The organism is Enterococcus sp. AZ156 (genome assembly GCF_051714165.1).
Taxonomy (GTDB): Bacteria; Bacillota; Bacilli; order Lactobacillales; family Enterococcaceae; genus Enterococcus_B; species Enterococcus_B pernyi.
In genome coordinates this window covers 1,678,552-1,693,671 of the sequence record NZ_JBIORI010000001.1, presented here as the reverse complement: position 1 = coordinate 1,693,671, position 15,120 = coordinate 1,678,552, and the positions used below count along the sequence as shown (strand labels likewise).

Annotated in this window: 10 protein-coding genes, 1 pseudogene and 1 other annotated feature; of the genes and pseudogenes, 7 read left to right on the top strand and 4 right to left on the bottom strand. The window is 38.9% G+C overall.

The window, feature by feature from the left end; all coding sequences use genetic code 11:
• Positions 1 to 145 precede the first annotated feature (145 nt).
• From IGJ95_RS08085 to IGJ95_RS08070, 4 genes and pseudogenes are all read left to right on the top strand, one after another.
• A pseudogene (locus IGJ95_RS08085) lies at positions 146 to 643 on the top strand (GNAT family N-acetyltransferase); the annotation flags it as partial.
• Between the two features lie 627 nt (positions 644 to 1,270).
• A complete protein-coding gene (locus tag IGJ95_RS08080) occupies positions 1,271 to 1,396 on the top strand; it encodes a hypothetical protein (RefSeq protein WP_264083012.1) in 126 nt (41 codons plus the stop codon).
• 383 nt (positions 1,397 to 1,779) lie between these two features.
• Positions 1,780 to 1,908 (top strand): hypothetical protein, encoded by a 129-nt coding sequence (locus IGJ95_RS08075; protein WP_010735268.1) that lies wholly within the window; start codon positions 1,780 to 1,782, stop codon positions 1,906 to 1,908.
• Between the two features lie 252 nt (positions 1,909 to 2,160).
• On the top strand, positions 2,161 to 2,667 hold the full coding sequence (locus tag IGJ95_RS08070) for a DUF3114 domain-containing protein (protein WP_153829776.1): 507 nt from the start codon (positions 2,161 to 2,163) through the stop codon (positions 2,665 to 2,667).
• 300 nt (positions 2,668 to 2,967) lie between these two features.
• Here the strand turns inward: IGJ95_RS08070 and IGJ95_RS08065 are convergent, their stop codons facing one another.
• Positions 2,968 to 4,455, bottom strand: coding sequence for a helix-turn-helix domain-containing protein (locus IGJ95_RS08065; protein WP_194179803.1), 1,488 nt, complete (start codon positions 4,453 to 4,455; stop codon positions 2,968 to 2,970).
• 190 nt (positions 4,456 to 4,645) lie between these two features.
• Between IGJ95_RS08065 and IGJ95_RS08060 the strand changes: the two genes are divergently transcribed.
• Positions 4,646 to 7,660: a bacterial Ig-like domain-containing protein gene (locus tag IGJ95_RS08060; protein ID WP_438761698.1), complete on the top strand. Its 3,015-nt coding sequence runs from the start codon at positions 4,646 to 4,648 to the stop codon at positions 7,658 to 7,660.
• A 65-nt stretch (positions 7,661 to 7,725) separates the two neighbouring features.
• Here the strand turns inward: IGJ95_RS08060 and IGJ95_RS08055 are convergent, their stop codons facing one another.
• Positions 7,726 to 9,513 carry an ABC transporter ATP-binding protein gene (locus IGJ95_RS08055; protein WP_438761696.1) on the bottom strand — a complete coding sequence of 596 codons (1,788 nt, stop codon included), beginning with the start codon at positions 9,511 to 9,513 and terminating at the stop codon, positions 7,726 to 7,728.
• Positions 9,500 to 11,248, bottom strand: a complete 1,749-nt coding sequence (locus IGJ95_RS08050; RefSeq protein WP_438761693.1) for an ABC transporter ATP-binding protein — start codon at positions 11,246 to 11,248, stop codon at positions 9,500 to 9,502. Before IGJ95_RS08050 ends, IGJ95_RS08055 begins: the two co-directional genes overlap by 14 nt.
• 157 nt (positions 11,249 to 11,405) lie before the next feature.
• On the opposite strand from IGJ95_RS08050, the gene IGJ95_RS08045 reads away from it, so the two are divergent.
• Together IGJ95_RS08045 and IGJ95_RS08040 are read left to right on the top strand one after the other, a co-directional pair.
• Positions 11,406 to 12,110 (top strand): MerR family transcriptional regulator, encoded by a 705-nt coding sequence (locus IGJ95_RS08045; protein ID WP_438762197.1) that lies wholly within the window; start codon positions 11,406 to 11,408, stop codon positions 12,108 to 12,110.
• Positions 12,111 to 12,155: 45 nt separating this feature from the next.
• Positions 12,156 to 12,387 (top strand) — a binding site (T-box leader).
• An 83-nt stretch (positions 12,388 to 12,470) separates the two neighbouring features.
• Positions 12,471 to 13,601, top strand: a complete 1,131-nt coding sequence (locus tag IGJ95_RS08040) for a 5-methyltetrahydropteroyltriglutamate--homocysteine S-methyltransferase (protein WP_153829779.1) — start codon at positions 12,471 to 12,473, stop codon at positions 13,599 to 13,601.
• 426 nt (positions 13,602 to 14,027) lie between these two features.
• On the opposite strand, the gene IGJ95_RS08035 is transcribed toward IGJ95_RS08040, so the two are convergent.
• A complete protein-coding gene (locus IGJ95_RS08035) occupies positions 14,028 to 15,056 on the bottom strand; it encodes a LacI family DNA-binding transcriptional regulator (protein ID WP_023519788.1) in 1,029 nt (342 codons plus the stop codon).
• Positions 15,057 to 15,120: the final 64 nt, after the last annotated feature.

The window sequence follows — 15,120 nt, the reverse complement described above, 5'->3', positions numbered from 1 at the left end:
TTCAGTTATAAAAAAATTTCGAGTAAACGTTCTTTCTCATCAGAGGACAGATAAAAAAATAAAAATCCAATGTGTAAAAGGAGTCCTTACATGATAAAAATAAAAATGGTGGCCAAGCAAATGGTAGAACTTTCAGCAAGTCGAGCACTTATATCATTCAGCTTTTCCAAAATCTGAACAAGTGCCTATGGGAACATTGCTGAAGCGTTCAAAGAGAGAGGGTATCGATTTTATTGCTTATTACGATGAAGAAAAGTTTATCGGTCTAGCGTATCTCATTACATTTGAAAACTTGACGTACCTCTGGTATTTAGCGGTAGTTCAAGACTTACGCAGTCAAGGCTACGGGGCGCAAGTATTATCACATATCAAAGAGAACTATCCAGATAATTGCATTGTATTAAATTTAGAGGCAGAAAATCCAGCTGCTAGCAACAATGAGCAAAGAAAAATCCGTAAAGCATTTTATCTTAGGAATGGCTATCGACCAGACCATCACATTGTGAAGATGGGGGGAGAGAAACTAGAGATCCTTTTTACTAATGGAGTGTTTGAAATTGAAAACTATCAAAAGATTTTTAAACGTTTTTGGGGTCCAATCTTGAATATACTGGCAGGGCCAAAGATTGTGAAAAATAACTAAAGTTTGTCGAATGATGACTCATATCTATATAGGGTCAAAGTAACTTTAGATCATTTTCCTAAAAATTACCATAATTTATGCTCTGATAAAAAGCGCTAGAAATACAGGATAAATCGATTATAGGGAAACTTATCAAATATCAACATGATTGGATGTGGCTTGGGACTGGATGATGAAGACGCTTCTGATATCACGAGCGAGTTCTTTTCCGTCGTGGAGTCTTCTCAATGAACATACATGATTAAAATTCGACATGTGGGGCGGTAGTTCCCATATGACTTCTCTTAGTCATACTGACAGGGATTCCTATCGGCGTCATATTTTATCGTGCTTTAGTCTATGATGGATCACTGGATGTAGGAAAAACGATCATCAGTACGTTGTTATTAAGCATTGCAGTCGTGATCTGTTCGACTGTGCTTGCGTTACTATTAGCTTTTTTGACGGTCAGGACAAAGATCACAGAGAAAAAAAGGCTAGATATCGTTTTGCTGATACCGTTTATGAAACCTCTATATATTGCAACCATTGACTGGATCTTATTTACCTAACGTCGTGAGCTATTTCAATAGCTGCTTACTTTTATAAGAGATTTATCAGAAAACTTTTTGGGGTCTTGTATTAACGATGAGTTTTCATCTTTTTTCTTTTATTTTGACGATCTTAAAAAATGCGTTACTGAACCTCGGTGCTGCTCTAGATGAAAGTGCAGTGATTTTTGGTGGTGGCATTTTTATCGTTTGCGCCGAGTGAATTTCCCGTTGATCACTGGAAATTCCACCATTGGTGCTTTTCTTGCGTTTGTCAAAGCAGTTTAAGCGTATCGCACACCGCAACGATTGGCCAAAGCATTGGTTTTTCTAGTTGTTACGGCGATTCCTCATCATGCCACAATTGCACCAATCAACTTCCAGGCAGCAACAAGTTAGTGCTCTTCATTTGCTTTTTGTATTAGGTTTTTATAATGAGAAAAGTTACGTGATCTTATCCTGTGATGAACACACAAAAACCGTGCGCTTTTATGATAAAATCATAAAGAAATCAATAAGTTTGAAGTTTCCAAGTAAAAATGTGTTACAATAACGAAGTGTGTATCATAGTAGTAAAAAAGTGAATAGAGTAAAAGAGGGAAACAGATGAATTCAAAAGAAAAAATGCTTGAAATAATCAAAAAGAAACAAGGTGGCGGTCGAGTAGAAAAGATGGCTACTCCAAAAAATGATCGTAGCAATATGAGAAAAGGACCTAAAATCTATAATAAATAGTAAACGCCTGACGAGTATCGGCTAAATTATTTGTTAATAAAAACTGACATCAGTGATTAATCACTGGTGTTTTTTTGTCTTAAAATAAAGAAGTAGGTCTTTAAAAACATAAAAGTTCATACAAATATAAAGGATTAATGGTTAAAAAAGTAGAGAGAACTGATTACTTGAAAAAATACGTTATCTATTTTAATTTTTTTAAATTACATTAATTGAGAGGAGGCATTAGCGGAATATGGGAAACGATGGGGAGTGGAACAGCAGTATTCTCCCGCTCGATTTCACAATAAATATCCCAAAAACAAAACATTCAAAGAAAGTATCATCGGCAGAGAAAACCGAAAAATATTGGTTAATAGAGACTTTCACTCTGAATTTATCTTGAATCATGAAGGGGACTTTGTGAGTAGCTGGAATGTATTAAAAATGGAAAATGGTCGAGTAGATAGTAACCCGGCACACTATTCATTTCATTTCGACTTGCGAAAAGAATTACTTGATGGAGAATCGTTTAATTATGCCAGCAAAAATGATCGATTGCATAAACTTTTAGATAGTTCCCTCTCAAAAAAACTTGATCATCAGGTTCGTCAACAAGCAAAAAAAGGTTGGATCAGCGCGAGTATCACAGAATACTTCCATCGGCACCCTAATATTTCGCCGATGATTCTTGGATTGTTACTCTTTTTGGCGTTCCATTTTTTTGTTCTTTTTTGTCATAGACAAAGAAAAAGAACAATGAACAAAAAAGTCAGATGAAAGGAGAGAACCTTCTATGCAGACGAGAACATATAAACAGATCGATGTCTTTGTTTTAGTGCTTGTGGTGACCATTTTAAGTGTTTATCTTATACGTAACCACAAGGAAGATTTATTTCAAGTGTTTCGCTGTCTTAAACTATTTTGAAAGACTCTCACACTTCGTTTTACCTTCTTTGGTTGGCATCCATAGTCTAGTAGCTTCATTTGTGAATAGCCGCAAGTCTTAGACTTAGGGGGGGATTTTAGACGTTTCTCCCTAAGTCTACAGCAAAAGTCGAGTGGTTCCTGGATACTATGCTATGAATGACTTGAAGCCCGTTCAATCAAGTGTAGTTTCAAATCTTTCCACTCCTCATGGGTCGGTATTTGGGCAATTTGAATCACTTCACAGGTCATTTTCTCCGTAAGATCATAGTTGCTGACGATGAGACAAGCTTCTAACTCGTCGATCTTTGTTTGTTTAATCGGTTGATCAAAAAGAAAAAGAGGGTGATACGTTTCAGGTAGCCACTTTTGGATCATAGCCATTAAAAAATTATCATAGCCAGCATCTCCATGAAAAGTAAAGACGATTGTTTGCTTTTTCCTTCTTTGGATTTGCTGATAGGAGGATTGGATCATACTTAAGGATAGTGCAACGTCTTTTATGCAGGTCATTGGTAGGATCTCTTGCCATTTGAGTTGCTGCAATCGGTCTTGCCAGGAGTGATAGAGTAATTCAAAGGATGGATCGACTAAATGATCAATTGCCAATGGGTGATTCTCAAAACCATCAGTGATTTTATTAAGCAAGCGTAAATTAGCTAAGTAAGCACTCATTTGCTCAATACCTTCCTTTGTTGTACCGTCAATCAGCGCTTCGTCGAGTAAAAATTGCTTGATCCATTTTTTGGCTGGTGCTTCTTCTTGGTAATGGGTCGCTTTATGCGATCTTGTCTCTTGATAGTTCGATGAGCTATAGGAAATACAGTGTAAAGCAATCAAATAAGCCCAAACTAGTTCATTTACAGACAGCTGTTGAATCCCAAGAATCTCTCTCAGAAAAGGAGTGATTTTTTTTGAGAACCTTTTGAAGCTTTTTCTAGACTGGATCATACTCAATGTTTCTGAGGGGATTTCACCTTGTTTACGACGCAACCATCTTTCTTTTAAGATGGACAACCATAACGTTGCACGAAAATTACTAATATGTAAATGAGACTGAAATACTTGCTCTAGTTCAGCGAACATGACTTTGTATGTTTCCTGAGAGAATAGATAGGAATGATCTGTTATGATCGTTCGTCGAAAACTCGTATAAAAGTTAAAAAAGAAAAAACGAATCTCGTTTTCTTTTCCAACAAGATCACCATTTTTGGGAGAGAGTTGGATTCGGTAGTTTTTTAGTTCATGGTTCATGTGTTGAATGATTTTGCGTAAAGCCGAACTAGACAAATGATACTCCAAGCGCATGGCTTCGAAGGATTGTTGATTTCCCTTAAGGCTACGGTCAATGATTTTATAAGTAATCGTTTCTCTAACAAGAGATAAAAGATAGGTATCCAGTGTTTCCCCATCGGGTATTTTTAAGCGGTAACCGATCATTTTGATTGATTGCAAATGAATCGATGGTGGTAATTTGGCACGCAATGCTTGGATATCTGAACGTAGAGTTGGAGGTGTACAGCCTATTTCTTGAACTAGTTCTGTGATCGAAGTGATGTCATTTCGTTTTCTCAAATAAGTAAGAATATTGATTTGGCGATGTAATTGTTTATTTTCATGTAGTTTGAAAAAAGGTTCCATTAATTGCTCCTTTCGTTTGGGTGACTCTTATTCGATTGTTTTATTTTATCTTTCTTATTTTGGAAATACAAATCGATTCTCAAATATTTTTTTCAAAAAAAAAAAAATAAAAAATTTTCTTTCACAGATTACGTTAGAATTTAGTTGGATGTTTTTTTATCTTTCTATAATTTGAGGAGTTGAATAAGGAATGGACCACAGAAAAATAGTAAAAATGACAGCTTCAATGTTATTACTTATGAACGCATCCCAACAGAGTATCACGACATTTGCTGATCATTTAGACAGTGGACAAATGACAGAAGAGGTAGCTATTTCGACGCTTGAAGAACAAGCTGAAGACGTCACTATGGAAGCAATAAAAAGTGAAGAGACGAAAGAACAGCAAGAAATTGAAATCCTAGAATCATCAGTCTCTGTTCCGTCAGAACCCCCTACAGAACCAACGATGGAAGCGACAACAGATGTAACCACCGTGACAGAGCAATCGACTACGGATTCGACTGTTGCTTCAACTGTTGGAGAAGAAGTCACTAAAGCTGCGAGTGAACCAGTGATCCCAGATCCAGATGCTCGCACAGTTTGTGAGATACAGGAGGTAGATGATCAAGTTGATTCTGGCATATTCGGTACCAGCCAATGGCGAATCGACCAAGAAGGTATATTGTACATAGATGCAGGGACATTAGGAGAAACAACGTCGGCGGCTCGTGCACCTTGGTTTCCTCACCGTTCACTCATCAAAAAAATTGTTCTTACTGGACCCGTGGTAGCAAATGCTGAATCATTAGGATTGTTTTTTGATTTGAATCAGCTAACGACGATCGAGAATTTATCCAGTTTAGATACAAGTCAAGTCACGAATATGGATTATTTCTTTGCATGGTGCCAGCAGCTGACCTCATTGGATCTTACAGCTTTTGATACCCAAAATGTTCGTTCGATGAACTATATGTTCAATGGGGTGTCTTCTGTTAGCACGCTCGATCTAAGCAACTTCAATACAGCGAATGTCACTGAAATGAGTCATATATTTTATGGGATGAGCGGATTGACTTCATTAGATTTATCCAGTTTTAACACGATGAACGTGTCGAACATGAGCTACATGTTTTATGATTGCTCTGCCTTGACGACATTGGATGTAACTGGTTTTCAAACAGCCAACGTGACGAATTTTAGTCATATGTTCCGCGGTTGTTCCGGATTGGCTCAACTGGATCTTTCTAGTTTTGTAACGAGTCAAGCAACAGAAATGTCCTTCATGTTCCATGGCTGTTCGGGATTACAAGCGTTAGATGTGACACATTTTGATACGAGCAACGTTATGTACATGCATTATATGTTCCATGGCTGTTTCGGTTTGACAGAACTTGATGTTAGCCACTTTGATACGACAAACGTGACTTCCATGTACTATATGTTTTTCGGTTGTTCCGGTCTGACAGCGTTAGATGTTACGAACTTTTCAACAACTAACGTGACAACAATGAGTTTTATGTTTGCAGAATGTCTCAATTTAGAAGCAATCGATGTCAGTGGTTTTGATACGGAGAATCTTCGATTTATGCGAGGAATGTTTAGAAACTGCAAAAAGATCACTGAATTGGATCTATCTCATTTTAAAACTGGCAAGGTGCAATTGCAGCAAGAGATGTTTGCTGGTACAACCTCTTTATCCAAAATTTCTTTAGGTATCCAGTTCTATTCTTTAACTGATACCAATATTCCTGAGTTGCTCGCTACAGAAGAGCATACGGGGTATTGGCAAAATGTGGGATCTGGTACAGAAGATGTCCCACTTGGTGAATATGTATTAAGCTCCTCTTCACTGATGACAACTTATCAAAATAGTATGGCGGATACTTATGTGTGGCAACCAATTGCTAGTGAGTCGATCCGGGCAATGGATTCAACGATCTATGTTGGTGATAGTTGGGAACCGATCGACAATTTTGTCTTAGCGACCGATCCAAATGGAGAATCAATTCCTTTTGATGAAAGTATGGTCACTGGTACAGTGGATACGACGACAGCAGGAGTCTATCCAGTGACTTATACCAATGGATCTGCAAGTCAACAGATCAATGTGACTGTCGAAGAAAGTCAAGAAACCCTTAAAGTCACAGATTCGACGATCATTGTAGGGGATGCTTGGACACCAAGTGATAATTTTGTTTCCGCTACTGATAAAACGGGAGAAGCTGTTGCCTTTGATGAAAATATGGTCAGCGGCGAAGTCGATACGACACAAGTAGGTGAGTACAAGATCACCTATACTTTTGGGAGACTCAGTCGTGAAATCACAGTGACCGTCATTGCTAGTCAAGAAGCGATCAAGGCGATCGATTCAAGAATCCACACAGGGGATGTTTGGCATCCAAGCGATAATTTTATCTCAGCGACCAATAGAGCAGGTGCCACTTTGCCATTTGATGAAAGTATGGTGTCAGGCACCGTTGATACCGGACGAACAGGAAACTTCATCATTACTTATACGAATGGAGAAGCCTCTCAAAAAATCACAGTGACCGTGGTTGAAAATAGAGAAACGATCCAAGCAAAAAATGGCAGCATTTATGTCGGTGATAAGTGGGCGCCAAGTGATCAATTTGTATCTGCTACAAACAAAGATGGGGAAATGATCGTTTTTGATGAAAGCATGGTTAGTGGTACGGTAGATACAACTAAAGCTGGCGATTATCCGTTGACTTATACCAACGGTCGAGCAACAGAAGAAGTTGTGGTGGTTGTAAAAGAAAACGGAGAAACGATTGTAACAAAGGATCTTCAATTATATATCGGTGATACGTGGGACCCAAGCGATGGCTTTGTCTCCGCAACAAATCGCGAAGGGTTCACTCTCGCATTTGACCAGAATATGGTGTCAGGCGATGTTGATACCAACAAAGAAGGAACCTATACGATCACTTACACGAATGGTTCAGTTTCAGAAACAAGTCAAGTGACAGTGAGTAAACGAGGGACTGCCGGAGGAAATGCCAACACAGGCGGAGGGAATACTCAGCAAAAGAAAACAGCCAACACCTCTGCAACCTCAAAAAAACAAGTCCAAGGAAATGCAGCAAAAAATTTACCAAAAACTGGTGAGATCCGATCTAGTGCAACCGTTCTTGGTTTTGCTCTTGTTGGAGGAGCAATCGGAACCTATATCTACAAGAAAAAGAAAAATCGTAAAGATTGATTCTTTAAAATCAATAAGCCAACTTAGTTTCGGAGTGATCCTAGACTAAGTTGGTTTTTTATCGCTCAACTATTTTGAAATTGGCTATTGTATAAGCTTGCATAAAGTGTCGGTTGTTGCAATAGCTCTGTATGCGTTCCTGTTTCAATGATGTCTCCGTTTTGCATCACTACGATCATATCCGCATGTTCAATCGTTGACAGACGATGGGCAATCACAAAGCTGGTCCGGTTTTTAGTTAAAGCATCCATCGCTTCTTGGATTAAGGCTTCCGTACGTGTATCGACACTTGACGTTGCTTCATCTAAAATGACGACTGCAGGATTAGCTAAAATGACTCGTGCAATCGTTAAGAGCTGTTGTTGCCCTTGAGATATCGACCCATTTTCGCTTGAGATAAAGGTGTCATAACCTTGTGGCAGCGTACGGATAAAATGATCACATTGAGCAATTTTAGCTGCTTGAATGATTTCATCTCTAGTTGCTTCTTTTTTGCCGTAAGCAATATTTTCTGCAACAGTACCTTCGAATAACCAAGTATTTTGTAGTACCATGCCAAATAGATTCCGCAATTCATGGCGCGGCAAATCGGTGATGTCATGACCGTCGAATAAAATCTGACCGTCATTAATTTCATAAAAACGCATCAAAAGATTGACAAGAGTTGTTTTTCCAGCACCAGTTGGCCCAACGATGGCAACCGTTTGTTGTGGCTTGACCGAGAAGTTGACATCTTTCATCAATGGTTTTTCTGATGTATAACCAAAACGAACATGTTTGAATTCAATTGCTCCTTGTGGTGCAATGATGGGATTTTCTACTGCATGATCAATTGCTTCTTCTGGTTCATCCATGATCTCAAAGATTCGTTCGATGGATGCCATGGCTGATTGTACAGAATTGATGACATATGAAGCAGTGGAGATTGGTTCTGATATTTGATTGATATACTGCAAATACGCTTGTAAGAAACCAATGGTGATCCCACCAGATAAAACGGCTATTGCCCCAATGACCGCACTTGCGATAAATGCTAATTGATTGATCAAACGGATGGCTGGATAAATCGCAAAATTCATGAACTGCGCTTTTTTGAAAGCTTGCGATTGTTTTTCATTTGCTTTCTTGACTTCATCAATCGCTAATGCTTGTTGGTTGAAGGCTTTGATCACCAAATTCCCAGTTAGATATTCTTCTGCTTTATTATTCAAATCTCCCAGTTCTTCTTGGTTATGATCAGAAATTTGTTTATTCTTGTTTGCGAATTTTGTTGTAACAGTTGTGCTGATCATAATCAAAATAAGAACAAGTAAAGTCAATTTGATATCGATGTAAAACAACATGATACCAGCTAATAGGATCGTTACAAGAGAGGTGAAAAGTTGATTGATCCCTGTGAGCAATACTTGTGATAGCTGATTTAAACCTGTAGTTGTTCGACTGATGATATCACCAACTTGATGACGGTCATAGAAAGCCATTGGAAGAGCTTTGAATTTTTTTGTAACTTCTTTACGGACACGTAAGGTCACTCGTTCACTTAATGAAGCCATCGCTCGTTCTTGAATAAAGGAAGTGATACTACTTAGTAAGGAGAAGAGTATCAACAGGATCACTGGTAAAAGCAATGTTTCTTTTACATCTGTTACTGTCATATGGTTAAGTCCAACCTCTTTGATCCGCCCGAGTAGTTGATCGATCCCGATACCCATGATTAGTGGCATAGCAACGACTAATGTATTACCGACCAAGCTGCAAAGTAATGAACCATAGAAGATTTTATGTTCAGGCTGGATCATTCGCCAGAAACGTTTCAAGCTTTGTTTTTTTATCGTTGTTTTAGTCATTTCCATCGACTCCCTCCTTTAACATACCTTGTGATTTCGCAAATTCTTGATACGAACGATTATTTTTCAACAATTCTTCATGAGTGCCTTGTCCAACGATCCGTCCTTCATCTAAAACGATAATATTATCAGCATTTATGATGGTACTTAGACGTTGTGCAATGATAATCAGTGTTTTATCTGCCATTTCACGTTGCAACGCCCCACGTAACTTAGCATCGGTTCGATAGTCCAATGCAGAGAAACTATCGTCAAAGACATAGATTTCAGCAGATTTGACTAACGCTCTAGCAATACACATCCTTTGCTTTTGGCCGCCAGAATAATTATCTCCGCCTTGAGCCACAAAGCTGTCCAATTGATCCGGTAGGTTTTCTAATACTTCATCCAATTGTGCGATGCGAATTGCTTTGGTTAGTTCTTCATCTGTCGCATGTTCGTTCCCCATCAATAGATTACTGCGAATCGTTCCACTAAATAAAAATGCTTTTTGGGGAACATAACTAATATAGCTTCGAAGCGTTTCTTGGTTCATTTCTGTGATCGGGGTGCCTGCGAATTTGATTTGTCCATTTGAAACATCGTTTAGACGTAACAGTAATTTTGCAATCGTGCTTTTTCCTGAACCTGTTCCACCAACAATGGCTGTCGTTTTTCCTTTTGGTACAATAAAATCAATGTCTTCCAATACAGGATCGGCGTTTTCGTTGTAGCGAAACGTCACATGTTCGAAGGATAAGAAAGTATCATCGACTGAATCGAAGGATAAAGTTTCTGGTTGGTCGGGGTCTTTGATTTCGATTTCAGCTTGTAATACTTCTTCGATTCGTTTAAGACAAGAGATTGATTTTGGTACGATAACAAAAACCATTGCGGCAATCATTAAATAGGCAAGTGTCAACATCGAATATTCCACAATGGCAGTTACTATACCGATTTGTAAGCTACCATTAGCCACCAAGCCTCCACCAAACCACAAAATGGATGCATAAACGATACCCATGAGTAAAAAGGCGATCGGTGTGACCCAAGCAAAGATTCGATTGACTCGGATCATCTGTTGCGCATAATTTTCAAAGGTTTCATTTGTTCTTTTTTCTTCATAGTCTTGATTGTTGAAGGCACGGATCATATTGACACCTGTAAAGAATTCACGCAACGTTGTCGTGACACGATCCATCTTCGGTTGAATACTCAAAGATAAAGGGGTTCCTTTTTTCATCAAATAATACGTGATCAGCGCATAGATGAAGATCGAGCCTAACGTAATCAATGTCAACTTGACGGAATGCTCCAACATCATCAGAATCGTAAATAATGAAATAATTGGTGCAGGGATCATCATCTGACAGAACATGACGATCATTTGTTGGACGTTATCTACGTCATTGGTCATCCTGGTCAATAGTGAACCGGTATTAAATTGATCGACATCTTTCATCGACAATTGTTGAAATTTATTGAAAAAACTTGCTCGTGTCTGATAGCCAAATCGTGCGGCTAACAAAGCAGAACAGTAGCTTGAGGCAACTGCAGCAAAAGAGCCTAATAGAGCAACAAGTAACATTTGAATTCCAATCTGTTGGATTTGTTTCACTTCGCCACTTGCAATCCCTGTGTCTATGAGATCAGCTACTAACTTTGGCACACCGAGGGTTCCTAGCAGTTGTAAACAGATAAATAAAAGAGTAAGTAAAGCAATTCCTTTATTGTTTTTTATAGATGTTTTTAATAATGTCATTGTGTTTCCTCCTTTTCCCGACAAATACGCATTCTACACCTTAAAGTTACTTGAAGGTCAAGAAGAAAAAGCATAAACTATCATTGAGGTGAAAGGTATGAAACGATTGTATTCGATTGGGGAAGTATCGGAGTTATTGGATATCCCTTGATCAACCATTCGGTATTGGGATGCAGAAGGGTTGATCCATGCAGCAAGAGAAGAGGAAAACGGGTATCGGTTGTTTGATATCGATGCTATTTTTCAAGTATATGACATCAATTTTTATCGAAAACTCGATATTCCCATGAAGCAAATGAAAAATCTATATAGTAAATCGTTAAATGAGATGTACGACATTTTAGCTGAAACGGAACAGCGTTTGGATCATGAGAAAAAAATCTTAGAACAAAAACATAAAGAAGTATTATCAAGAAAAAAACAGTTGAAAGAAATGATCGATAGTGAACCAGATAAATTTCCTGAAGAAGAAATTCCCTTTCAAAAAATCGTCGTGGCAGCATCTGATGACCTCTTATATTCAAAGGAATATCTAAAAAATTATTCAAGTTTCGTGATTTATTTTCCAGAAAATAATCAGAATAGTATTTATGGGTTCTGTACGGACGAGCACACGAAAGAACTCCCAGGTTCACAGACGATCTGGCAGAATGATCCTGCGAAAAAGTACGTGCGATTTCTACTAAAAGTCGAAGTGAACAACACAAAAAATAATAATCTATCTGAAGTAAAAGACAGGTTGCAAAAGCAAGGCTATCGATTAGGACAAACGATTGGTCAATACTTGTTGACCCATACGACAAAGGAAAAGATTTCCTTTGAATATTACCGAGCTTGGATCGAAGTGAATGAGGGAAAGTAGGATTAGTTGACATTCGGAAGTAAACATGGGATAGTAATTGACAATATCAAAGCGTAGAAGAGAAGAGTAACTAACGGTCAACGGTAAAAAGAGACTCCGGTGGGTGAAAAAGGAGACCAGAAACCTTAGTGAAGATGAACTTGGAGCTTGTTTTACTAATAAATGAGTAAAACCGGACTGCGACCGTTAACTCGCCGGATATCTGATAGTATCGTTGAGGCATTATTTGTGAGGATAATGCAAATAAGGGTGGTAACACGACGCATTCGTCCCTTTTGTCAAGACTTGGCAAAAGGGATGAGTGTTTTTTTGTTTTCATCAGGTCTTTATCTACTACGCAATCTAAGGAGGAATTTTTTTATGACTACTCGTTCAACATCCCCATTTCGTTATGACATCGTTGGGAGCTTTTTGCGCCCAGAAAAGTTAAAAAAAGCACGAAAAGCATATAACGAATCGCTTATTTCTGCTACTGATTTGAAAGAGATAGAAGATGAAACCATTATCGAACTGATCAAAAAACAAGAAGCTGCTGGCTTACATGCGGTGACAGATGGTGAGTTTCGTCGGAGTTGGTGGCATTTGGACTTTTTCTTTGGTTTACAAGGTATCGAGTTTTTTGTACCTGAGCGTGGTTATCAGTTTCACGGAGAAGAGACACGTCCAGGAACGGTGATTGTAACAGAAAAAATCACAGGAGAGAGCCATCCTTTTGTGGACCATTTTCGGTTTACACGTAACTATACGACCGAGGGCATCGAAGTAAAGCAAACCATTCCAGCTCCAGCTCAACTGTTAGTGGAGTTGTTACGTCCAGACATTTTGCCTCATGTTCGTGCCATCTATCCGACAAACGAAGAACTTTTTCAAGATATCGTAACAGCTTATCGGCAAGTGATCGCAGATTTATATGAAGCAGGCGCCAGAACGATCCAATTGGATGATTGTACGTGGGGCGTATTAGTAGCACCTTTACCAGAAGGATTTTTAGCAGAGAGTGATAAAGAGGAAAGCAAGATTCGCAAAGAGTTGGCGCAGACCTATTTACAAATCAATAATGCGGTTCTTGGAAATCAACCACAAGATTTGATTTTGAATACCCATGTCTGTCGAGGGAATTACCACTCCACCTGGGCAGCAGCTGGCGGGTATGATGCTGTAGCTGAGCCATTATTTACGGAAGAAAATGTTCATGCCTATTATTTAGAATATGATAACGATCGTTCAGGCGGTTTTGAACCACTTGCGAAAGTTAGTGAAGAAAAACTCGTAGTATTAGGACTGATAACCTCAAAATCCGGCGAACTTGAAGATCGTCAAACAATCATTGAGCGAATTTATGAAGCTACTCGTTGCATCCCTTTAGATCGATTATGTTTAAGCCCACAATGCGGGTTCGCCTCCACCGAAGAAGGGAATATCTTGACAGAAGAAGCGCAATGGCAGAAAATTGCGTTGATCAAGAGTATTGCAGAAGAGGTCTGGAATTAAGTAAACGCCGATAAACCAAGTATTCAGAAAAACCGTTAAGAACAACCCAGTTGTTTTTAGTGGTTTTTTTTTTGCTGAAAAAAATCAATTATTGGAGCTGATATTCAACACTAAGCTAAAAAATCGAAAAATATGAGAAGCTATTTTCCGATTTCCTATCTTACTGCTCAGGTCAAAGCGCTCATTTCACGACCTTCGATAAACGGTGTTCGAAAGCCAACTCCTACGACATTAAGTCGAAAATTGAAAAAATATGAGAAGCTATTTTCCCAATTTCCGCCTTACTGCTCGGAGCTGACCGGCTTTCTCACGATCTCTGATAAACGGTGTTCAAGGCGCAACACTTCGGACATAAGCCAAAAAAATAAAAAATGAAAGAGCCATTTTCTATTTTTTTATCTTATGCCTCAGTGCTGAACGCGCCTTTCACGACCTCTTTGGCACAAAGCTTTCTCTTACCACTAATCGGGTGGGGTAGGTCAAAATAATGGGTTCGTCGCGGATTTGGTCGATTCTTTCGACGGCTAAGCGTACGGCGGCTTTACCGATGGAATTGGCATTGATTTGGACGGTGGTCAAGCCAGGAGTTAGTTTACTGGCTGCTTCAATGTTGTCGAAGCTGGCGATCATGATGTCTTTACCGATGGCCAAATGGTGTTTTTTCATTGTGCGATAGACGCCGATTGCCATTGGATCGCTTCCTACAAGGAGTGCGGTTGGTAGTGGATCAGAGCTTTGGATCAGCTCTTCAGCTAATCGTTCACCGTCTTCTTCGGTCCAATTTCCCAGATAGTGCGTACTGTAATCTTGTAACTGGTGATCGGACATGAAATGCAAATAGGCACGGATGCGTTTTTCATCTGGATTGATCGTCTTGCCTCCTCGTTCATCCATATCGACTTGGTAGCCACCGATATAGGCGATCCGTTGATGCCCACTCTCTAGAAACAACTCTAAAACAGCTTTGGTCATTCGCTCCAAATCTCCATAAACCATATCGACTTCTTGTTGGATATCAGGATTATCAACAACGATCAAATGCTGATTTTGCGTCAATAGATCAGTGATCGACTGCTTCGTCACTGTTCCAACTACGATGATCGCTCCTAGTTGATCTAAGTCTTTCCATTCCTTGGGATTGTCAGAGAGATTGTAGATGCGATTCATGCCAATATGCAGGCGGTTTGCTTCTTCTTCTAATCCCATACGTAATTCTTTGTAATAGACATCTTGTGCTTCACTTGCCTTACTGATCGTCGAGATCACACCGATCGATGGCATTCGTTTTTTGATATATTTTCGTTTATTGATATCATAGTTCAATTTTTCTGCAACTTCAAAAATCCGTTTCTTTGTTTCTGGTGCGACATGGATTGTCTTATCTTGATTCAATATGCGTGAAACAGTTGCAGGAGAGACATTTGCTTTTCGAGCGACATCACGAATCCCTACCATAAAATCACTCCTTTAAGAAATATAAAAAAAGTTATTGACAAATATGTTTAGTAAACAGTATACA